Origin of the sequence: Streptomyces sp. GS7 (genome assembly GCF_009834125.1) — a bacterium.
Classification (GTDB): Bacteria; Actinomycetota; Actinomycetes; order Streptomycetales; family Streptomycetaceae; genus Streptomyces.
On the sequence record NZ_CP047146.1, the window covers coordinates 5835904 to 5856724 of the forward strand.

Annotated in this window: 20 protein-coding genes and 1 pseudogene; 12 read left to right on the forward strand and 9 right to left on the reverse strand. The window is 72.0% G+C overall.

Features of this window, described 5'->3' with window-relative positions; translation table 11 throughout:
• Positions 1-103 precede the first annotated feature (103 nt).
• The 3 genes from GR130_RS25445 (at position 104) to GR130_RS25455 (ending at position 2009) form a co-directional block, all read left to right on the forward strand.
• Positions 104-1129 carry an alpha/beta hydrolase gene (locus GR130_RS25445; RefSeq protein WP_159506871.1) on the forward strand — a complete coding sequence of 342 codons (1026 nt, stop codon included), beginning with the start codon at positions 104-106 and terminating at the stop codon, positions 1127-1129.
• A gap of 64 nt (positions 1130-1193) precedes the next feature.
• Entirely contained in the window at positions 1194-1388 is a 195-nt protein-coding gene (locus GR130_RS25450; protein WP_159506872.1) for an antitoxin, read from the forward strand.
• A gap of 45 nt (positions 1389-1433) precedes the next feature.
• On the forward strand, positions 1434-2009 hold the full coding sequence (locus GR130_RS25455) for a GNAT family N-acetyltransferase (RefSeq protein WP_159506873.1): 576 nt from the start codon (positions 1434-1436) through the stop codon (positions 2007-2009).
• A 96-nt stretch (positions 2010-2105) separates the two neighbouring features.
• Here GR130_RS25455 and GR130_RS25460 read toward each other — a convergent pair whose 3' ends face one another.
• The 4 genes from GR130_RS25460 to ligD all read right to left on the reverse strand — a co-directional run bounded on the left by GR130_RS25460 (position 2106) and on the right by ligD (position 6757).
• A complete protein-coding gene (locus tag GR130_RS25460) occupies positions 2106-2318 on the reverse strand; it encodes a cold-shock protein (protein WP_159506874.1) in 213 nt (70 codons plus the stop codon).
• A 292-nt stretch (positions 2319-2610) separates the two neighbouring features.
• Complete coding sequence (locus GR130_RS25465; protein ID WP_159506875.1) at positions 2611-3831, reverse strand: D-alanyl-D-alanine carboxypeptidase family protein; 1221 nt, start codon at positions 3829-3831, stop codon at positions 2611-2613.
• Positions 3832-4141: 310 nt separating this feature from the next.
• Complete coding sequence (gene murJ / locus GR130_RS25470; RefSeq protein ID WP_236574022.1) at positions 4142-5710, reverse strand: murein biosynthesis integral membrane protein MurJ; 1569 nt, start codon at positions 5708-5710, stop codon at positions 4142-4144.
• 141 nt (positions 5711-5851) lie between these two features.
• Positions 5852-6757: a non-homologous end-joining DNA ligase gene (gene ligD / locus GR130_RS25475; RefSeq protein ID WP_159506877.1), complete on the reverse strand. Its 906-nt coding sequence runs from the start codon at positions 6755-6757 to the stop codon at positions 5852-5854.
• Positions 6758-6787: 30 nt separating this feature from the next.
• On the opposite strand from ligD, the gene ku reads away from it, so the two are divergent.
• From ku to GR130_RS42025, 3 genes and pseudogenes are all read left to right on the forward strand, one after another.
• A complete protein-coding gene (ku, locus tag GR130_RS25480; protein ID WP_159506878.1) occupies positions 6788-7897 on the forward strand; it encodes a non-homologous end joining protein Ku in 1110 nt (369 codons plus the stop codon).
• Positions 7898-8016: 119 nt separating this feature from the next.
• On the forward strand, positions 8017-8970 hold the full coding sequence (locus GR130_RS25485) for an IS481 family transposase (protein WP_159506879.1): 954 nt from the start codon (positions 8017-8019) through the stop codon (positions 8968-8970).
• A 54-nt stretch (positions 8971-9024) separates the two neighbouring features.
• Positions 9025-9162: pseudogene (locus tag GR130_RS42025) on the forward strand (S4 domain-containing protein); the annotation flags it as partial.
• A 257-nt stretch (positions 9163-9419) separates the two neighbouring features.
• On the opposite strand, the gene GR130_RS25495 reads toward GR130_RS42025, so the two are convergent.
• Positions 9420-9887 (reverse strand): YchJ family protein, encoded by a 468-nt coding sequence (locus tag GR130_RS25495; RefSeq protein WP_236573473.1) that lies wholly within the window; start codon positions 9885-9887, stop codon positions 9420-9422.
• Positions 9888-10078: 191 nt separating this feature from the next.
• On the opposite strand from GR130_RS25495, the gene GR130_RS25500 reads away from it, so the two are divergent.
• Both GR130_RS25500 and GR130_RS25505 read left to right on the forward strand, forming a co-directional pair.
• Entirely contained in the window at positions 10079-10273 is a 195-nt protein-coding gene (locus GR130_RS25500) for a hypothetical protein (RefSeq protein WP_159506882.1), read from the forward strand.
• A 150-nt stretch (positions 10274-10423) separates the two neighbouring features.
• Positions 10424-12019, forward strand: coding sequence for a hypothetical protein (locus GR130_RS25505; protein ID WP_236573475.1), 1596 nt, complete (start codon positions 10424-10426; stop codon positions 12017-12019).
• Between the two features lie 51 nt (positions 12020-12070).
• Here the strand turns inward: GR130_RS25505 and GR130_RS25510 are convergent, their stop codons facing one another.
• Positions 12071-13579 carry an SCO1417 family MocR-like transcription factor gene (locus GR130_RS25510; protein ID WP_159506883.1) on the reverse strand — a complete coding sequence of 503 codons (1509 nt, stop codon included), beginning with the start codon at positions 13577-13579 and terminating at the stop codon, positions 12071-12073.
• A 194-nt stretch (positions 13580-13773) separates the two neighbouring features.
• Between GR130_RS25510 and yczE the strand changes: the two genes are divergently transcribed.
• The 4 genes from yczE to GR130_RS25530 all read left to right on the forward strand — a co-directional run bounded on the left by yczE (position 13774) and on the right by GR130_RS25530 (position 17458).
• Positions 13774-14364 carry a membrane protein YczE gene (gene yczE, locus GR130_RS25515; RefSeq protein WP_201305217.1) on the forward strand — a complete coding sequence of 197 codons (591 nt, stop codon included), beginning with the start codon at positions 13774-13776 and terminating at the stop codon, positions 14362-14364.
• A complete protein-coding gene (locus tag GR130_RS25520; protein ID WP_201304992.1) occupies positions 14361-15161 on the forward strand; it encodes a glycerophosphodiester phosphodiesterase in 801 nt (266 codons plus the stop codon). The genes yczE and GR130_RS25520 overlap by 4 nt, the downstream gene beginning before the upstream one ends.
• 271 nt (positions 15162-15432) lie before the next feature.
• On the forward strand, positions 15433-16815 hold the full coding sequence (locus tag GR130_RS25525; protein WP_159506884.1) for an MFS transporter: 1383 nt from the start codon (positions 15433-15435) through the stop codon (positions 16813-16815).
• Positions 16816-17080: 265 nt separating this feature from the next.
• Positions 17081-17458, forward strand: a complete 378-nt coding sequence (locus GR130_RS25530; RefSeq protein WP_026170122.1) for an RNA polymerase-binding protein RbpA — start codon at positions 17081-17083, stop codon at positions 17456-17458.
• 90 nt (positions 17459-17548) lie between these two features.
• Here GR130_RS25530 and fxsA read toward each other — a convergent pair whose 3' ends face one another.
• From fxsA to lnt, 3 genes are read right to left on the reverse strand one after another with little or no spacing between them, the layout of a single operon-like run.
• Positions 17549-18118, reverse strand: coding sequence for an FxsA family membrane protein (fxsA, locus tag GR130_RS25535; protein WP_159506885.1), 570 nt, complete (start codon positions 18116-18118; stop codon positions 17549-17551).
• A gap of 34 nt (positions 18119-18152) precedes the next feature.
• Complete coding sequence (locus tag GR130_RS25540; RefSeq protein ID WP_159506886.1) at positions 18153-18908, reverse strand: polyprenol monophosphomannose synthase; 756 nt, start codon at positions 18906-18908, stop codon at positions 18153-18155.
• Positions 18905-20578, reverse strand: coding sequence for an apolipoprotein N-acyltransferase (gene lnt, locus GR130_RS25545; protein ID WP_159506887.1), 1674 nt, complete (start codon positions 20576-20578; stop codon positions 18905-18907). The genes GR130_RS25540 and lnt overlap by 4 nt, the downstream gene beginning before the upstream one ends.
• Positions 20579-20821: the final 243 nt, after the last annotated feature.

Consider the following 20821-nt stretch of genomic DNA (forward strand, 5'->3'; position numbering starts at 1 on the left):
GCGTCATAACGGTTTGATCACCGCAACCGGCGACGGAACCGGCAGTGCCTGTTTTCCCTCTTTATGGTCACTTGCACTTGATCGTTCAGTACCGGAGAGACCGTTGAAACACCGTTACGCCGCCGCCCTCACGGCCCCCCTCCTCGCCTCCTGCGTCCTGCTCACCGGCTGCTCGGAGAACGGCAATCCGGTCGACTTCAACGCGGGCGCCAAGGGCGACGGCGGCACACCGGTCAAACCGGTGGACAGCGACACCGTGATGCCGACCGGCCCCAAGAGCGACTTCCGGATCACCCGGACCCTGGACGACGGCACGCACATAGGCCGGGCGACGCTCAAGGGCGCGAAGTCGGGCGTCACCGGCAGTGTCTGGGTCTGGGCGCCGAAAGAATACAGCGACCCCAAGTACGCCAAGAGCGGTTTTCCGGTGCTGATGGCCCTGCCCGGCGGCCTGGGCAGCCCGCAGGACAAGAACGGGGTCACCAATTACTGGGTCGGTGGCGATATCAAGCTCCAGGAGAATCTCGCCAAGTGGACCGCGGAGGGAAAGAGTCTGCCGTTCATAGTGGTGATGCCGATGCTCAACCCGGACACCCGCTATCACGACGGCAGTGACATTCCCGGCCAGCAGAAGATGGGCACCTGGTTGACCGAGGACGTCGTCGACCTGACCAAGGCCAATTTCCGCACCTTCAAGTCGCGGGACGGCTGGGCCTTCATGGGTTCGTCGTCAGGCGGCTTCGCCGGCTTCAAGTCCGTACTGAAGTCCCCGCAGAAGTTCAAGGCGGCGATAGCCAGCGGCCCGGACATCGTGCCGGACTCCCCGATGTGGACCGGCCACCAGAAGGAGAAGGACGCCAACAACCCGGAGAAGCTCGCCGCGCAGCTGCTGAAAAAGGGCGGCCCGGACGTCTACATCGCCTTCCAGGCCGGTTCGAAGGAATCCCCCACCTCGGTCGTCAACCCCATCCGTAAATTCCGCGAGAAATACGGCAAGGGTCCGATCCACACCTCGATGCAGCTCATTCCCGGCGGCCGGCACAACGCCTGGGATTACCAGAAGGGGATGGCGGCCGGTTCCCTCAAGTTCATCAGCGACCATCTCAAGGCCCCCATTCCCAGCTCCTGATGCACATGCCCCGGCCCGGGGCGATGCTGGTGTCGAGGGGGGACCGTGGTGAGGAGGACGCCCCATGTCCGTACTGGACAAGCTCAAGGAACTGCTCAAGGGACACGAGGAGCAGGCAGGCAAGGGCATCGACAAGGCCGGGGACTACGTCGACGAGAGGACCCAGGGCAAGTACACGGGTCAGGTCGACGCCGCCAGGGAGAAGATGCGGGAGCAGTTCGGCAAGCCCGAGGGCGAGGACCGGCCACCGCAGACCTGAGCATCCGCCGGGTCCGGGGCCGCGCCCCGCGTCTACGCTGAACGGATGATCACCACGTCCGTCCAGCTCGCCCCCGACGTCCTGATGCGCCCCGCCGAGCCGGCGGACGCCGGCGGCCTCTCCCGGGCGTACCAGCGCAGCCGCGACCATCTCCGCCACACCGAGCCGGACCGCGGCGAAGCGTTCTACACCCCCGCCGGCCAGTCGGAGCGGCTCCGGTACCAGCTGGCCGAGCGGGATGCCGGGCGGGTGATGCCATGGGTCCTGGTCCGCGAGTCGGGCGACCGCGCCGCGGAGCCGGAGATCGCCGGTGCGATCACCCTCTCCCAGATCACCCACGGCCCGCTGTGCAGCGCCTCCGTCGGCTACTGGATAGACGCCGGCCACCTCCGGCGCGGGCTCGCCTCCGCCGCGGTGACGGCGGTGTGTGCGGCGGCCGACACGGAGCTGGGCCTGCACCGGGTGGAGGCCGGCACGCTGCTGGACAATCTCGCCTCGCAGCGCGTCCTGACCACGTGCGGTTTCACGCCCTACGGCACCGCCGAGAACTACCTCCACATCAACGGCGCCTGGCGCGACCACCGGCTCTTCCAGAAGATCCTCAACGACCGCCGCCCCTGAAGGACCCGAGCGCCCGTACGGCGGCACAGCACGGCGCCCGCCCCTCGGCGTGAGGGAGCGGGCGCCGTGCGGTGGTCCGACGGGCGGCCGGAGCGCTTACGGCGTGGTCGTCACCCGGATCTTCTCCGCCTGCGGGCCCTTGTGCCCCTGGGTGACCTCGAAGGTCACCTTCTGGCCCTCCAGGAGCTCGCGGTAGCCGGTCGCGTCGATATTGGAGTAGTGCGCGAAGACGTCGGCGCCGCCGCCGTCCTGCGCGATAAAGCCGAATCCCTTTTCCGAGTTGAACCACTTCACCGTGCCGGAAGCCATGTCCGTCTCCTTCGTTCGATGGGCTCGAATCGGCTCCCGCACCACGCGGAACCCGGAGGTGATCGCCCTGGTCCGGAGAGGCACTGGACAACAAGAACGCCCGTGAATGCGACACGGGCGCCCGGCACTTCGGAACCACGACAGCTGTTCAGGACGCTACACCGACCAACGCCGCCAGTCACCACAAACCATGGCAAAAGCGTCATCCTTCACCAGGCAAGGCCACACCACACCCTCCGGATACCTGACCGATCGCACGAATGTACGACAACTGGCGGTCTCCGGGGCGGACTCAGGACGGCTGCCCGTCCTCCGGCCCGTCCGGCCGGCGCCGGCGCCACCACAGCGCGGTACCCAGCCCGGCGGCCGCGACCGCACCGGCGGCGGAGAAGGACCACACGATCACCGCGTTCGCGTCGGAGCCGGGCCTGCCGGCCGCCGCCCGGCGCAGCTTCGTGGTCGGCCCCCCGTCCACCGCCTTCCCGGCCCCGGGATCGCGCTCGGCGGAGGCCGGGGCGGGCAGCATGCCGACCGCCGCGGCCCGGGGCGCCGCCTCGAAGCCCCAGTCCAACAGCGCGCGGGCCTCCTCGTAGACGGCGTTGTCGGCGCCGGACCGCGGGTTCATGACGGTGACCAGCAGCGTCCGGCCGCCGTGCCTGGCCGCGGCGATCAGGGTGTTCCCGGCGTGCGACGTATAGCCGTTCTTCACGCCGATCAGGCCGTCGTACGGCGCCACGCCATGCGAGCCGACCAGCAGCCGGTTGGTGTTCTGGATGCCGTAGGTGTCCGCGCCGCCGTCCACCGGGAACTGTGCGGTCTTGGTCGCGGCGAAGTGGGCGAAGTCCGGGTTGGCGAGCCCGGCCTGGCCGAAGAGGGACAGGTCGTACGCGGAGGAGAACTGCCCCGGTGTGTCGAATCCGTCCGCCGACTCGACCGTGGTGTCGCGGGCGCCCAGCCGGTCCGCCGTCGCCCGCATGTCGGCGATGGTCTTGCCCCAGCCGCCGTTCATCGCGGCGAGCGCGTGCACCGCGTCGCTGCCCGAGCTGAGGAAGACGCCGTGCCAGAGGTCGGCGACGCGATAGGGCGTGTCCTCCTTGACCCCGGCGAGCGCGCTGCCCGACTCAATGCCGGCCAGGTCCGCACCGGAGACGGTGTGCACCGTCCCCTGGGAGAAACGCGGCAGCACCGTCAGCGCGAACAGTGCCTTGAGGGTGCTGGCGGGCGGCAGCGGCCGGTGGGCGTCCTTGGCCGCCAGGATCTTGCGGCTGCCCAGCTCGGTGACGGCCCAGGACATCGCCGAGACCCGCGGCGGCTCGGGCACCCCGGGCCGGGGCACGAACTGCACACCGCGGTCGTCCAGCGTGCTCTCGGCACGGGCCGGTGGCGCGCCGCGCAGGTCGTCGATGCCGTACGGGCCATCGGCGACCGCGGGACCGCACAAGGCCAGCAGGCCCGCGGCGCAGACGGCCGCGGCGCTCACCGCTCGGACGGGGGGCCAACTCGCTGTCGCCATGTTGGCCACGCTAAGAACGGCGCCCGCCTCGCGCCGGTTGGCGTACTCCATACGATGGCGGACCGCCCCGAGTGCCGTACAGCGCGGCGGGCCCGCACCGTCCGCCCCGGAGGCGACGTCACGGGCCGGCTCACCGGGGCGGCCGGACCCGGCACCGGGTGCCCAGTGCTCGCCAACGAGCAGGCGCCGCGGGTGCGTTGGACGCGGCCGGCCGGCGCGCCGCACGCCTCGCGAGGAGGTCCGCCGAGCGGGGATCCTTCTCGCGGAGCCTCCGCACGGCGGCCGCGGTACCGGACAACCCGCAGGCGCCTCACCGGAGGCCGGGCAGGCTCCCCAGTTCGGAGACCTTCAGCCCCCTGGCCGCCACGACGAAGATCAGGGCCATGGTGGCGCCGCCGGCGGCCAGTGCCAGGACGGGCGTCCAGCCGGGCGGGGTGCCGAGCCCCGAGCAGGCGCGAGCCGCCAGCCAGCCGAGGGCGCCCGCCACGGCGGCGGACGCGGTCAGCTTGCCGTAGGTGCGGCACAGCCGGCGGCCGTCGAGGCGGCCGGAGAGGCGGCGGCGCAGCAGCAGCGCGGTGGCGAGCAGCCCGGCCCCGTACACCAGGGCGTAGGCGGCGGCCATCCCGGTGACCGCCCAGCGGGCGGGCAGCCACAGGTGGCACGCGGTGGCCAGGGCGATGTTGACACCGGCGATCCACCCGGCCATCCAGAACGGCGTTCGGGTGTCCTCGAAGGCGTAGAAGCCGCGCAGCAGCAGATACTGGGCGGAGAACGGGATCAGGCCGAGCCCGAACGCCTGCAGCATCTGTCCGATGGGCCGGGCCGACGCGGCGTCAACGGCGCCGTGGGCGAAGAGCAGTTGGGCGGTCTCGGGGCCGAAGGCCAGGAAGAAGAAGGCGGCCGGGACGATGAGCACGCCGCTGACCCGCAGCGCGCGGGAGAGGTCGTCGCGCAGGTCGTCCAGGCGGTGTTCGGCGACCGCCCGGCTCATCCGCGGCAGCAGCGCGGTCACCAGCGAGACGGTGACGATCGACTGCGGCAGGGTCCAGATGCCCTGGGCGGTGGTGTAGGCGGTGTATCCGGCGCCGGCGGTGGGGAGTTGCTGGTCGGCGGCGTTGGCGTAGTGCGTGACCACGGCCATCGCGGCCAGGTTGGCGAGCACGAAGAGCAGGGTCCAGCGGGCGGCGGTGAAGCTCTTGCGCAGCCCAGTGCCCCGCCAGTCGAAACGCAGGCGGAAGCGGAAGCCGGCGGCCCGTACGAACGGGATCAGGGCCAGGCCCTGGAGGGCGATACCGCCGGTGGTGGCGATGCCCAGCAGCTCGATCTGGCCGGGGGTGATGTCCGCGACGCGGTCCGGCCCGGCCAGGAGGCCGAGGTACACGCCGAACATCGCGATCAGCACGATGTTGTTGAGCACCGGCGTCCACATCATCGCCCCGAACCTGCCGCGGGCGTTGAGGACTTGGCCGAAGATGAAGAACAGCCCGTAGAAGAAGATCTGCGGGAGGAGGAAGCGGGCGAAGACGACGGTGAGGGCGAAGGCGGCGTGGTTCCCGGGCGTGTCCGGGGTGTAGACGGCGACGATCTGCGGCGCGGCCCAGACCGCGAGCAAGGTGCCGACGGCGAGCACGCTCAGCACGAGGGTGACCAGTCGCTGCTCGTAGGCCCGGCCGCCGTCCGCGTGCTCGGCCCGGGCGCGGACCAGCTGCGGCACCAGCACGGAGTTCAGCGCGCCGCCGATCAGCAGGGTGTAGATGCTCATCGGGACGGTGTTGGCGGTGGTGTACGTACTTGCCAGCAGCGCGGTTCCCAGCGCCGCCACCTGGAGCACGTTGCGGATCAGCCCGGTGGCGCGGGAGACCACGGTCCCCGCCGCCATCAGCATCGACGAGCGGCGCAGCCCGCCCGTACCCGTGCCGTCGCCGCCCCCGGGCGCGGGACTGTCGTCGGACGGCGGCCGGTCCGGGAGGCGCAGCCGCATGGTGTCGTGGTGTGTGGTCCCCTCCTGCATCCCGCCAATCTATGCCAGTCGCCGGGTGGGGCCGGGCAGCGGGCGGGCCCGGCCGGGGTCGAGCAGCGGCCCGAGCAGGTCGCCGTACCGCTCGCGGCGCTCCGCGATCTCGTCGAAGCGGAAGGCGAGTTGGCCCGGTTCGGTGCAGGCGGCGACCTCGTGCCAGGTGACGGGGGTGGAGACGGTCGGGGTCGGACGGGCGCGCAGGGTGTAGGCGACCGCGGTGGTTTTGGCCGCGGCGTTCTGGGAGAAGTCGACGAAGACCCTGCCGGCGCGCAGCGCCCTGGTCATCTTGTGCACGACCAGGTCCGGAAGGGCCGTCCGGGCCTCCACGGCCAGGGCCCTGGCGTAGGCGGTGGTGTGCTCGGCGGAGGTGGGCTCGACGGGCACGATCAGGTGGAGGCCCTTGGAGCCGCTGGTCTTGACGTAGGCGTCCAGCCCGTCGGCGGCCAGCCGGCCGCGCAGCCAGCGGGCGACGGTGCAGCACTCGACGACGGTGGCCGGTGCGCCGGGGTCCAGGTCGAGGACCAGCCGGTCGGCGACGCCCGGTGCGTCGCGGGTCCACTGCGGGGCGTGCAGTTCGACGACCAGGTTGGCGGCCCAGACCAGGGTGGCCAGGTCCTGGATCAGGACCTGGCGGGTGGGCGCCGACCGCGAATGGGGGACCTCGCAGGTCTCCACCCAGGAGGGCGTGCCGGGCGGCACGTTCTTGGTGAAGAAGCGCTGGCCGCCGGGCCCGTCCGGGAAGCGCAGGAAGGACACCGGCCGGTCGTGGAGGTGCGCGAGCAGCGGGTCCGCGGTGGTGGTGCAGTAGTGCAGCACCTCACCCTTGGTGGTGCCGGTCTCCGGATAGAGGACCTTGTCCAGGTTGGTCAGCGAGAGGCGCCGCCCCTCCACGACGGTGATCGGCGACATACCATGAGAATCCCACACAAGGGATGAACTATGCGATCTATATGGAACGGGTCGATATCGTTCGGCCTGGTCACCATCCCCGTGAAGACCTACAGCGCCACCGACCGGACCTCGTCCGTCTCCTTCGTCCGCATCCACGAGAAGGACGGCGCACCCGTCCAGTACCGCAAGGTCTGCGAACTGGACGGCGAGGAGGTGCCCAACGAGGAGATCGGCAAGGGCTATCAGCCGCCGGGCGACGACATCGTCGTGCCGATCACCGACGACGATCTGTCCCGGCTGCCGCTGCCGACCGCCAAGACCCTCGCCATCCTGTCCTTCGTCGACCCGGGCGAGATCGACCCGCTCCAACTGGACAAGTCCTACTACCTGGCGCCCAACGGGGCCGCCGCCGCCAGGCCGTACGCGCTGCTGCGGGAGGCGCTGGAGCACCACCGCAAGATCGCGATCGGCAAGGTGGCGATGCGGGGCCGGGAGAACCTGGCGATGCTGCGCGCCTACGAGGGCGCGCTGGTGATGCACGCGCTGCTGTGGCCGGATCAGATCCGGCCCGCGGACGGGGTCGCCCCCGAGGACGTGAAGATCCGCGAGAACGAACTCACGCTGGCCGAGACCCTGATGGACTCGCTGGGCGAACTCGACCCGGCCGAACTCCACGACGACTACCGCCAGGCCGTCGAGGAACTCGTCGCCGCCAAACTGGAGGGCACGGCCCCGGCCGCCCCCGACACGTCCGGCACCTCCGGCGCCCTGGTCATCGATCTGACGGCGGCCCTGGAGAAAAGCGTCCGGGCGGCCCGCGGCGGCGGGAGCGGCACCGGCTCCGCCTCGGTCACACCCCTGCGGGCGCGCGGTACGGCCGCCGAGAAGGCCCCGGCGAAGCGGACGGCGACCGCCGCGAAGCCGCCCGCGAAGGCCGCGAAGAGCGGCACCGCGCAGCGCACCGCGCGCGAACGGACCGCGGCGGAGAAGGCGGAGAAGGCGGAGAAGTCCGCACCGGCGAAGCGGTCGGCGAAGGCCGCCTCGACCGGGCAGACGAGAACGGCGAAGGCCGCGGCATCCGGCGCGGCGGCCGGGTCCGCGACCAAGTCCACGGCCAAGTCCACGGCCAAGAAGCCCGGCAGAAAAGCCCACGCCTAGGTGTTCTGTCCGGGGAGGTTGTGGACGGTGAGGCAGGTCTCGGCTGAGGGATCTTGAACAGGTGAGGGCCTTCCGGGTTCGGTGTGGATTGCGACGTCTACACCGACCGAAAGGCCCTCGTGCCCCACCGTAATGCACCCCTGACCGAGACTGGACGGCTGCGTCTGGCCCGCTGCGTCGTCGACGAGGGCTGGACCCTGCGGCGGGCCGCCGAACGCTTCCAGGTCTCGCCCACCACCGCCCAGCGCTGGGCCGACCGCTACCGGCTGCTGGGTGAGGCGGGGATGGCAGACCGTTCAAGCCGCCCGCACCACAGCCCGCGCCGCACCCCGACACGCACGGAACGGCGCATCATCAAGGTCCGCCTCCTGCGCCGGTGGGGCCCGGCCCGCATCGCCCACCTGCTGCGACTGGTCCCCTCGACCGTGCACCGCGTGCTGACCCGGTTCGGCCTGGCCCGCCTGACCCACCTGGACCGGGCCACAGGCCGGCCGATACGCCGCTACGAACGCGACCGCCCCGGCGAGTTGGTCCACGTGGACATCAAGAAGCTCGGCAACATCCCCGACGGCGGCGGCCACAGGACACTCGGCCGGCAAGCAGGCCGCAAGACCCGCTCAAAAGTCGGCTACAGCTACATCCACACCGCCGTCGACGACCACTCCCGCCTGGCCTACAGCGAGATCCACACCGACGAGAAAAAGGAGACCGCCACCGCCTTCTGGACCCGGGCCCAAACGTTCTTCACCACCTGCGGCATCACCGTCGAACGCGTCCTGACCGACAACGGCGCCTGCTACAAGTCCCACACCTGGCGCGATGCCCTCGCAGCAGCCGGGATCACCCACAAGCGAACCCGGCCCTACCGGCCACAGACCAACGGCAAAGTCGAACGCTTCAACCGCACCCTGCTTGACGAATGGGCCTACGCGAAGCCCTACCGCTCAGAGACCGAACGCCGCGAAGCGTTCCCCCAATGGCTCCACACCTACAATCACCACCGCGGACACACCGCGCTCAAGGGCAAACCACCCGCCAGCCGCGTCCCCAACCTCACAGGGCAATACACCTAGGGCCCCACCCCTACCGCTGCCTCTAGAGTTCACGGCATGGCTTCAGACGAGGGGATGACCACCACCCGCATCGACAGCTGGATCTGGTCGGTGCGGCTGACCAAGACGCGTTCGCTGGCCGCCGCGGCCTGCCGGGCGGGGCACGTACGCGTCAACGGTGAGCGCGTGAAGCCGGCGCACGCCGTGCGCACCGGCGACGAGGTGCGGCTCCGGCACGCCGGCCGGGAGCGGATCGTCGTGGTGTCCCGGCTGGTGCGCAAGCGGGTGGGCGCGCCGGTCGCGGCCGAGTGCTACATCGACAACAGCCCGCCGGCCCCGCCGCGCGAGGAGGTCGCGCTCCTCGCCGTCCGGGACCGGGGCACCGGCCGGCCCACCAAGCGCGACCGCCGCGAGATGGACGAGCTGCGCGGGCGGACGGGGCTCGGTCCGGAGCGGAACTGAGGTCCGCCCTAAGGCACTTCGGGCAGCGCGTCCACGTAGACCCACGCGCCGTTCTCGCGGACGAAGCGGCTGTGCTCGTACTGGCTGCCGGACCGGCCGCGCAGCGTGTAGTGCGCGCGGAACTCCACCGTGCCCTCGTCGTGGAAGGCGCTGCCGCCGGACGTGCCGAGGATGTCCAGGCGGGTCCAGCGCTGCGCCGGGTCCAGTTCGAGGCCGCCCGGACGGGTCGCGGGGTGCCAGCTGCGCAGCAGGTATCCGGTGTCGCCGACGGCGAAGGCGCTGTAGCGGGAGCGCATCAGCCGTTCCGCGGTCGGGGCGGCGGCACGGCCCTGGTGGAAGGGGGCGCAGCAGTCGCCGTACGACGCGTCGCGCCCGCAGGGGCAGGGGGCGTCGGGGGTGATGGCGGCCGGGCGGACCGGCGCCTGCTGGGGCTTGGGTGACCTGCGCGGATTCCGCGCCTTCTGGGACTTCGGCACGCCATGATTGTGCCGGGTCGGCGGGGACGGCCGGCGACCGGCGCCGTACCGCCCGGGGCGGAGTCCGCGGGAGCTGGCCCGTTTGGGCGGTTTCAATGATAAATCAGCCATTTGCAGCTTTTAATGGCTTGATACCGGCTGTGAGGCTGGAAGAACTCACGGTGACCGTCCCCACACCCAGGAGAGAACCCATGATTCTGTCCATCTCCGGCGTCGTCCTGCTCGGCGTCATCGTCTTCCTCTTCTTCCGCAAGGGCGGCCTCAAGTTGTCCCACGCGCTGGTCTGTGCGCTCTTCGGGTTCTACCTGGCGGGCTCCGCCATCGCGCCCAGCATCAAGGCCGGTGGGGCGAGCCTGGCCAGCCTCCTCGGCGGGATCAAGCTCTAGCGGGCACAGCCCGACGCCAGCAGCGCGGCGCCGCGAGCACCGCCCGTACGGGCCCGTCCACCCCGTCCGGGCGGCTTCGCGCGCAGCGCGCCCCGGCTCGCCGCCCACACCGAGCCGGCCCGCCGCCCGTACGAGCAACAGGAGACAGCTGTGGCCCGTCGCCCCCTGCCCCGCTTCCTCACCACCGCGCACCGCTCGCCCGCGGAACTGGCGCGCAGCGCCGCCGACGGCGCCTTCGACGTGCTGCATCCGCTGATCACCATCAGCCGCGGCCTGCGCCGGCTGGCGGCCGCCGGGTGCGAGCGCTGGGCCGCGACGCCCAAGGAGCAGCGCGGGCCGCTGTGCTTCCTGATCGCCGCCGGGGTGCTGATCGTGGCGCTGGTGCCGTACGGTCCGGTGCTCGCGCTGATGGCGGTGATGGCGGTGTCGGCGTGGGTGGGACGGGAGCAGCCGCCGGAGGAAGAGGAGGAAACCGGCCCGAGCGAGGCGGAGACCGGGCGGTTGCAGGCGCTGTACGAGGCGCTGGTGCCGTACCTCGCCACGGAGGGGGACCCCAGCCCCCTCTACGCCCATGACGGCGACTGGGAGGGGGCGTTCAGTGAGTACGCCTTCGACGACGGCGGACGGCTGGAGCAGCTGCGGCTGATCTACCCGACGTACTTCACCGACGGCGAGGAGGCGGCCCGGCGGCGCATCGAGCAGGTGCTGCACGCCAAGTCCGGCCGCGGCCGGGAGTACCGCTTCGCCTGGAACGAGGCGGCCAACGAGCTGCTGATGACGGCGCTCGGCCCGCTGCCGACCGACATCGCGGCGCAGCACTTCGTGACCGCCCCGGGCGAGATGGTGCTCGGGTTCACCGACCCCGACTCCGTCCAGCGGACACTGCCGGTGGTCCGCGGGGCGGAGGACGGGGACGAGCCGCCGGTGGTGTGGCGCATCGGCGCGCGGTCCACCGAGCCGCATCTGCTGGCCCTGGGGCATCCGGGCACCGGCGCCACGACTCTGCTCCGCTCGCTCACGTTCCAGGCGCTGCGGCACGGCGACGTGCTGGTCGTCGACGGCAGCGGCACCGGCGAGTTCGGCGCTCTGATCGGGCGGCGGGGCGTACTGGCGGTGGAGAACGGGCTGTCGGGGACGCTGGCGACGCTGCAGTGGGCGGCGCACGAGACCGAGCGGCGGCTGATCGCGGCCAACCGCGCGCGGCAGGCCGGCGCGCCGGCGCCCGAGGACACCCGGCGGCCACTGTGGATCATCGCGGACCGGCTGACGGCGCTGACCCATCTCGCGGCCGTGGAGGGCCGCGACGATCCGCAGCGGCTGCTCCAGGTCCCGCTGCGGCACGGCCGGTCGGCCCATGTGACGGTGGTGATGGCCGACCAGTTCGAGAGCGCCGAGCTGCTGAGCGAGCCCGTACGGGCCCACACCAGGGCCCGGATCGTGCTCGGCCCGGCCACCGCGCAGGAGATCGCGGCGGTGCTCGGGGCACCGCCGCACACCACGCCGACGCCGTACATGCCGCCGGGCCGCGGCTACGCCCGGCTGGGCAGCGGCCCGGTCCTGCGCCTCCAGGTGCCGGCCACACCGGATCCGTACGACGAGGGCACCGACGAGGTGTTCCGGCAAGCGGTGGTGGCGCTGCTGCCGGAGCGCACGGTCCCGGCCGAGGTCGAGAGCGCGCCGGAGCCGGTGAGCTTCACGAAGCGGTCGATGGCCGTCGAGGCCGTACCGGTCGACACCCAGGAATGACGGGGCATCAGCACTTCTCGGGCCGCTGAACCGGCACTTCTTGACAGATCGTCAAGCCACGAAGGCGTGCCGCGACTGGTCCGGCTCCGCCGCGGCACCGGTCGCCACCAGTCGGGCGGCCCGCGCCAGCCGGACCGCGGCCTCGTCCGCGACCGCCCCGTTGACGGTGAACGGCAGCCGCACGAAGCCCTCGAAGGCGCCGTCGACACCGAAGCGCGGGCCGGAGGGGACCCGTACACCGAGCCGCTCCCCCGCCTCGGCGATCCGGGAGCCGGAGAGCCCGCCCGTCCGCACCCACAGGGTGAGGCCGCCGTGCGGAATGCTGAACTCCCAGTCGGGCAGGTGCCGTCCGAGGGCCTCGACGATCGCGTCGCGGTTCTCGCGGGCCTGGTCGCGGCGGATGCGGACGGCCTCCTCCCAGCCGCCGCTCTCCAACAGCGAGGCGATGGCGAGCTGTTCGAGGACGGGTGAGCCGAGGTCGGAGTAGGCGCGGGCGGCGATCAGACTGCGGATGATGTCGGGCGCGGCCCGCACCCAGCCGATGCGCAACCCGGCCCAGAACGCCTTGCTGGCCGAGCCGACGGTGATCACGGAGCTGCCCGCGGGGTCGAAGGCGCAGACCGGGCGCGGGAGTTCGGTGTCCGGATCCAGCTGCAGCTCCCTCATGGTCTCGTCGACGACGAGCAGGGTGCCGGCCGAGCGCGCGGCGTCGACCATGCGGCGGCGCTGGTCCTCGGTGGCGAGGGTGCCGGTGGGGTTGTGGAAGTCGGCGACGACATACGCCATGCGGGGTGCCGCATCGCGCATCACCTGTCGCCAGGCCGGGATGTCCCAGCCGGCCAGCCGTTCGCCGAGCGCGACCGGGACGAGCCGGGCGCCGGCGTCGCGCATCAGCTGGAGGATGTTGGCGTACGAGGGCGAGTCGACGGCCACCCGCTCACCGGGGCTGGTACAGAGCCGGCAGATCGCGGCGACGGCGCCCATCGCGCCGGTGGTGACCATGATCTGCTCGGGCATCGTGGGGATGCCGCGGGCGGTGTACCGATCGGCGAGGGCCTGGCGCAGGACGGGGAGGCCGGCCGGGTAGTCGCCGTGGGTGTGGGCGTAGAGCGGCAGATCGGCCATGGCGCCCTGGACGGCGCGCGTGAGCCACGGCTCGGGGGCCGGGAGGGCGGCGCAGCCGAGGTCGATCATCGAGCCGGCGGCCTCCGGCGGGAGCGGCTCCAGGCCGCGGGTGGGCAGCGGGTTGCCGGCCGGGACGGCGGTCCAACTGCCGGAGCCGCGCCGGGACTCCAGGAACCCTTCGGCGCGCAGCGCCTCGTAGGCGGCGGCGACGGTGGTGCGGCTGACGCCGAAGGCGGCGGCCAGTTCGCGCTCGGCGGGAAGCCGGGCGGCGACCGGCACCCGGCCTTCGAGCACGAGGAGGCGGACGCCGTCGGCGAGGCTGCGGTAGGCGGGCAACTTCCGCCCGACGGCGGTCAGTTCGGCATCCCGCGGATCTTGCGAGCGGAGCAGCCGGGCGAGTTGGGGCGCGCCCACCGCCGAAGTCCACTGAGCCATGAAGATCAGTCCACCTTCCCCGAATTGGCTCTACTTCCCGAGACCGGACACGCCACATGGTGTCATGCGTCAGTCCAATCCTGCCATGAGGGGGAAGAGTCGTGTCCATCACCCAGGGGTCCGGTCCCGGGAGGTCCTTGCTGCCGCGCCGGCTGGTGCAGCTCTATGTGGGGCTGACGCTGTACGGCGTGAGCATGGGGCTCATGGTCCGCGCCGGGCTCGGCCTGGAACCGTGGAGCGTCCTGAACCAGGGCATATCCCGGCACACGGGGCTGTCGATCGGCACCGTCACCATCGTCTCCGGGGCCCTGATCCTGCTGCTGTGGATCCCGCTGCGGCAACGCCCCGGCCTGGGCACGGTCTCGAACGTGGTGATCCTCGGCCTGGTCATGGACGCCACACTGGCGCTGCTCCCCGAGATCCATGCGCTCACCGCCCGCATCCCGCTGCTCGCCTTCGCCGTGGTCCTCAACGGCACCGCGACCGGCCTCTACATCTCGGCCCGCTTCGGACCGGGGCCCCGCGACGGCCTGATGACCGGGCTGCACCTGCGCACCGGCCGCCCCGTACGGCTGGTGCGGACCTGCATCGAGGTGACCGTCCTCGCCGTGGGGTTCGCACTCGGCGGGTCCGTCGGGGTGGGCACCGTGCTCTACGCCCTGGCCATCGGGCCGATGGCCCAGTTCTTCCTCCGCCGCTTCGCGATCAAGGGACTGCCCGAGCGGCCGTCCCTGGTGGTGGCCCGCGGCCAGGCGTCACCCGAGCACGCGATACTGCCGGAGTGACCTCCGCGATACGCCTCCGCCACCCCTACCTCGACCATCCCGGCCCGCTCCCCTTCGCCCACCGGGGCGGGGCCGCGGACGGCCTGGAGAACACCGCCGCCGCCTTCCGGCGCGCGGTGGACCTCGGCTACCGCTACCTGGAGACCGACGTCCACACCACCTCGGACGGCTCACTCGTCGCCTTCCACGACGCGACGCTGGACCGCGTCACCGACTCCCAGGGCGCCATCGCGGCACTCCCCTGGCGCGCGGTACGCCGGGCCCGGGTCGCCGGACGGGAGCCCCTGCCCCTCTTCGAGGAATTGCTGGAGGAGTTCCCCGAGGCCCGCTGGAACGTCGACCTGAAGGTGGAGTCCGCGCTGGAGCCGCTGTTGGCCCTGCTGCGCCGGGCCAACGCCTGGGACCGGGTGTGCGTCGGCTCGTTCTCCGAGGCCCGGGTGGCGCGGGCGCAGCGGCTGGCCGGCGGCCGGATGGCCAGCTCGCTGGGCACCCGCGGGGTGGCCGGTCTGCGGCTGCGCTCGTACGGCCGCGGGGCGCTGCCGCTGGACCGGCTGCTGGGCGCGGCCGTACGGCGCAGCGCCGTCTGCGTCCAGGTCCCCGAGCGGCAGTCCGGTATCCGCGTCGTCGATCCGCTGTTCCTGCGGGCCGCGCACGCACTGGGCATGCAGGTCCACGTCTGGACGGTCAACGACGCCGACCGCATGGCGGCGCTGCTGGACCTCGGCGTGGACGGCATCATGACCGATGAGATCGAGACCCTGCGCACGGTGCTGACCGCGCGGGGGTGCTGGGTCTAGGGCCGGTCCGCCGGGTCGGGGCGGAACGGCCCTGGCCCACCGCCGTGGTGGACGCGCGCCGGACCCCGGGCTCCCCGCGCATCCTCCGGGACTCCCGCACCGGGTCCGGCCAGGGGTTGTCACCGCAGCTCACGGGCGTGTAGTGATGACCACCACTCAAGCATCACATCGGGGCGCCGCGCACGGTACCGACCGAGCGGGGGCGCGGGGGCCGGCCGCCGCACCGCCGGCCGTTCGCCGCGCCGAACGGGGACGGAAGACGGGGGTACCTGTGCAGAGCACAGAGGTCGGGGCCGGGAGCCCCGAGGCGGCAGCGGCGGCCGAGAAGGCCGGGCGGCGCCGCGAGCAGCGCGGCTGGTACTTCTACGACTGGGCGATCAGCGTCTACTCGTCGAGCGTGCTGACGGTGTTCCTCGGGCCGTATCTGACGTCGGTGGCGAAGGCCGCGGCGGACGCGGAGGGATTCGTCCACCCCCTGGGCATCCCGGTGCGCGCCGGCTCCTTCTTCGCGTACGCGGTGTCCGCGTCCCTGCTGCTGTCGGTGCTGGCGATGCCGGCGGCCGGGGCGGTGGCGGACCGGACCGGCCGGAAGAAGCCGCTGCTGGGCGGCTGCGCGTATACGGGGGCCGCGGCGACCACCGCGATGTTCTTCCTCGGCGGCGACCGCTATCTGCTGGGCGGGGCGCTGCTGATCATCGCGAACGTCTCGTTCGTGGTGGCGATGATGCTCTACAACTCCTTCCTGCCGCAGATCGCCGAGCCCGACGAGCGCGACGCGGTCTCCTCACGGGGCTGGGCCTTCGGCTACGCGGCCAGCGCACTGGTCCTGATCGCCGATCTCGCGCTGTACGCCGGGCATGACACGGTCGGCGTCTCCGAGGGGACGGCGGTACGGATCTGCCTGGCGACCGCGGGCCTGTGGTGGGGCGTCTTCGCGCTGGTCCCGCTGCGCCGCCTGCGCGACCGGCCTGCGGCCGGCGGCACCCGGGGCGCGGCGGGCGGCGCGGCGGTCGGCCAGGGCTGGCGCCAGCTGCGGGCGACGCTGCGCGATATGCGCCGCCATCCGCTCACCCTCTCCTTCCTGCTGGCGTTCCTCATCTACAACGACGGCATCCAGACCGTGATCACCCAGGCGTCGGTCTTCGGCTCCGAGGAGCTGCGGCTGGACCAGACCACGCTGATCGTGTCGATCCTGGTGGTGCAGGTGGTGGCCGCGGCGGGCGCGCTGCTGATGGGCCGGCTGGCCCGGACGTACGGCGCCCAGCGGACGGTGCTGGGTTCGCTGGTGGCCTGGACGCTGATCATCGCCGCGGGGTACTTCCTGCCCGCGCGGGCGCCGGTGTGGTTCTTCGCGCTGGCCGTCGGGATCGGGCTGGTGCTGGGCGGCAGTCAGGCGCTGTCGCGGTCGCTGTTCTCGCATCTGATCCCGCGCGGCAAGGAGGCGGAGTACTTCTCCGCGTACGAGATGAGCGACCGCGGGGTGAGCTGGCTGGGGCCGCTGGTGTTCGGGATGGCCTACCAGCTGACCGGGAGCTACCGGGATGCGATCGTGTCGCTGGTGGCGTTCTTCGCGATCGGTTTCGTGCTGCTGGCGCGGGTGCCGGTGCGGCGGGCGATCGCGGCGGCCGGGAATCCGGTACCTGACCGGATTTAGCTCCTGGGCGTGCGGGCCGGTAGTGTACGCCTTTGGCTCACCAGGCGGACCGTTACTGCGCGCTCAACTCCGTGAGGCGCTGGGTGACATCTGCTGCCAGATGTGACAAACCGGGCGTTGGTGGGTACAACAAGGGGCGGCACGACGGGCGACGCAGGCGACGCATGTCCCGATGACGGGAATCTTCACCGCCGACCGGACGTTGACCGGATGACGACGACAGCGACACCTGTCCTGTGGGCGACAAGCCCGGGAGGCACGATTCATGAGTGAGCGAGCTCTCCGCGGCACGCGACTCGTGGTGACCAGCTACGAGACCGACCGCGGCATCGACCTGGCCCCGCGCCAGGCGGTGGAGTACGCATGCCAGAACGGACATCGATTCGAGATGCCGTTCTCGGTTGAGGCCGAGATTCCGCCGGAGTGGGAGTGCAAGGTATGTGGCGCACCCTCTCTTCTGGTGGATGGGGATGGCCCTGAGGAGAAGAAGGGCAAGCCCGCGCGTACGCACTGGGACATGCTCATGGAGCGGCGGACCCGCGAGGAGCTCGAGGAGGTGCTGGCCGAGCGGCTGGCCGTCCTCCGCTCCGGCACCATGAACATTGCCGTGCATCCGCGCGACAGCAACCGCAAGTCCGCCTGACAAGCGGGCTGCGCCGAGCGGCGCAGAAGGGCCGGGCCACCGATCTCTGGTGGCCCGGCCCTTCTGCGTTCCGCTCCGTACGCTGCGGTCTCAGCCGGTCAGCGGCGGGTCCTGGCGGCGCGCGGCCGGGGGTCCGTCGTCGCGGATGACCTCGCCCTGGACGACCTTGCCGTCCGGTCGGTGCATCCGCGCCTGCTGGTAGGCGTCGCCGAAGGTACCGGGCGCGTAGGAACCGGGACGGGTCAGCAGCTTGTCGGCGCCGCGCAGGATCAGCCGCCCGGTCGGCGGGAAGAGGCAGAGCAGCCCGAGCACGTCCGACAGCAGGCCGGGCAGTATCAGCAGCAGCCCGCCGATCATCGGGAGGGTGTTGCCGGTGCCGGACGAGCCGCTCTCCTGCGGTTCCGCCGGGGCGCCGCCGGCCTGGAGGGTCCCGGTGAGGTTCCGCCAGGCCCGGCGACCGGCCCGCTTGATCACCGCGCCGCCGGCGATCACACCCGCGACGAGCAGCAGAAACACCGTCAGCCCGCCGGTGGCGCCGGCGACCATGGTCAGCAGCCAGATCTCCAGCACCATCCAGGCGGCGACGCCCAACGGGACGAACCGGCGGGCGCGCGATCGGTGCTGCTGGGGACTGGGCGGTGGCGTGGCTCCGAACGTCATGCAACAAGTGTGCCTGGCCCGTCCGGCATCCGGATCAGCGCCTGCGGATCTTGTCCACCCGGGAGCCGACGCCCCAGGCGGTGATCCGCCACAGCGCCTCCACGACGATGTCGCGGCTCATCTTGCTGTCGCCCAGCTGCCGCTCGATGAAGGTGATCGGGACCTCGACCACGTGGAAGCCCGCCCGCACGGCACGCCGCGCGAGGTCGACCTGGAAGCAGTAGCCCTGAGAGGCCACCTCGTCCAGGCCCAGGCCCTTGAGGGTCGCGGCCCGGAACGCCCGGAAGCCGCCGGTCACATCGCGGATCGGCACGTCCAGCATGATCCGGGAGTACGTGCTGCCGCCGCGGGAGAGGAACTCGCGGTGCTTGGGCCAGTTCACCACCCGGCCGCCCGGCACCCAGCGCGAGCCCAGCACCAGATCAGCGCCCTTGAGGGCGGTGAGCAGCCGCGGCAGCTCCTCGGGCTGGTGGGAGCCGTCCGCGTCCATCTCCACCAGGACGTCATGGCCGTGGTCGATGCCCCACCGGAACCCCGCGAGGTAGGCGGCGCCCAGCCCCTCCTTGCCCTTGCGGTGCAGGACGTGGACCTGCTCGTCCTCGGCGGCCAGTTCGTCGGCGAGCTTGCCGGTACCGTCCGGGCTGTTGTCGTCCGCGACGAGGACATGCGCCTCGGGGACGGCGGACCGCACCCGCGAGACGATCGGCTTGATGTTCTCCGCCTCGTTGTACGTCGGAATGATCACCAACGTGCTGCCGAGCGGACCGTACTGCCGCTGACCGTCTGTCACTGCTGTCCCTTCTCGTCCTTCGTACGCCCACGCCGACCACTGACCACAGCAGCCCCGCAGGACAGGAGGCCCACGATAGCGAGCACCCACTCGGGTGCCGCACCAATGCGGTCGGCCAGCGTCGTTTCGTCGCGCAGGGGGATGCGCGCCGACACGACACCCTGGGTGAATTCGGGAATCTGGTGCGTAATCGTTCCGTCCGGAGCGACCACCGCGCTGATTCCGCTCGTGGCCGCGGTGACCACCGCACGGCCGTGCTCGACGGCCCGCAGTTTGGACATCGCCAACTGCTGCTCGGGCTGGCCGGTGCGCCCGTAGGTGGCGTTGTTGGTCTGGATGACCAGCGCGCGGGCGCCGGCGTCGACGGTGTCGTGCACGATCTCGTCGTAGGCGACCTCGAAGCAGATGACATCGCCGAGCCGTGCGGGGCCGACCTTCAGCAGGCCGGTGTGGTCGCCGGGGTAGAAGTCGCGGGGCACCCGCTGGAAGCGCGTGATGATCTTGCTGAGCTCTGCGCGGAACGGCACGTACTCGCCGAACGGCACCGGATGCTGCTTGGTGTACGAGGCACCCGGCCCGGTCCTGGGGTCCCACACGATGCCCTCGTTGAAGACATAGCCCGGCTTGGTCGGATGGTCGACCAGGGCGCCGACGAGGACGGGGACGCCGATGGCCTTGACCGCCGCGTCGATCCGGTCGTACGCCTGCGGGTACTGGAACGGGTCCAGGTCGGAGGAGTTCTCCGGCCAGATGACCAGGTCCGGCTTCTTCGCGCGGTGGTGCTTGATGTCGTCGGCGAGCTTCTCGGTGGCGGTGGCGTGGTTGTCCAGGATCTGCATCGGGCGGCCCAGGAAGTCCATCCCGGGCTGCTGGACGTTGCCCTGGACGACGGCGATGTCGACGCTGTCGTCGGCCTTGGTGGGGACCGGCACCGCCAGACCGGCCAGGGTGACCGCGGCGGCGAGCCCGAACGCCTCCAGCGCCGGGACCGCCCGGCGCACCGAGCCGTTGCCGCGCAGCCCCCAGAGGGTGGCCGCGCAGGCGGCCAGCAACCCGCCGGCGAGCGCGACGGCGAAGGTCACCAGCGGCGCACCGCCGAGCGCCGCGAGCGGGGTGAACGGCGAGCCCGTGTTGGCGAACGCCAGCCGGCCCCAGGGGAAGCCGCCGAACGGCAGCCGGTCGCGGGCCCATTCCTGGGCGACCCACAGGCATGCGGCCCACACCGGCCAGGCCGGCAACCGGGAGGTGAGCGCCAGTCCCGCGCCCATCAGCAGCACGAACAGGGACTCGGCGACGGACAGCCCCACCACCGCGTCCCAGCCGATCACGTGCAGCCACTTGAGCAGCAGCAGGAAGAACGGAAGCCCGAAGGCGAAACCCGTCCAGGCGCCCTGGCGCGCGGTCCGGCCGCGGGTCAGCAGCGACAGCGCGGCCACCGCGACCAGGGAGAGCGGCCACACGCCGTACGGCGGGAAGGCCAGGCCGAGCGCGAGGCCGGCGACGACCGCGAGGCCGGTGCGCGGTGCCTCGCGGCGGGCCAGCGCGGCCAGCCGGCGGGCGCGGCCGGGGCGCCGGGCATCGCCGGTGTCACCCGTCGCGGTGGGCGGCACCGAGCCGCCGGGCGCGGTGCCGCCGGCGGCTTCTGCGGTGGTATCGGAACCCGATGGCACGGTCGCGGGCCTTCCTGCAGGTCGTGCGGTAGTCAGCTGACCGTACATCGGAGGGCCGCCGTGGCGGGGGCGGGGTGCGCGGGCACAACGGGCCGCGGAGGGGTGCGGATCGGGGCCCGGCACCCTTCGGGCCGACCTGGGACCCGCTGGCTGCGGGTCAACCGAGAGCCGTTGTCTACTGAGCGCCGGGCCCCATCCGGGTCGCACCTGTCGACCGACCTAGCCATCGCCCCGTGCCGCTGA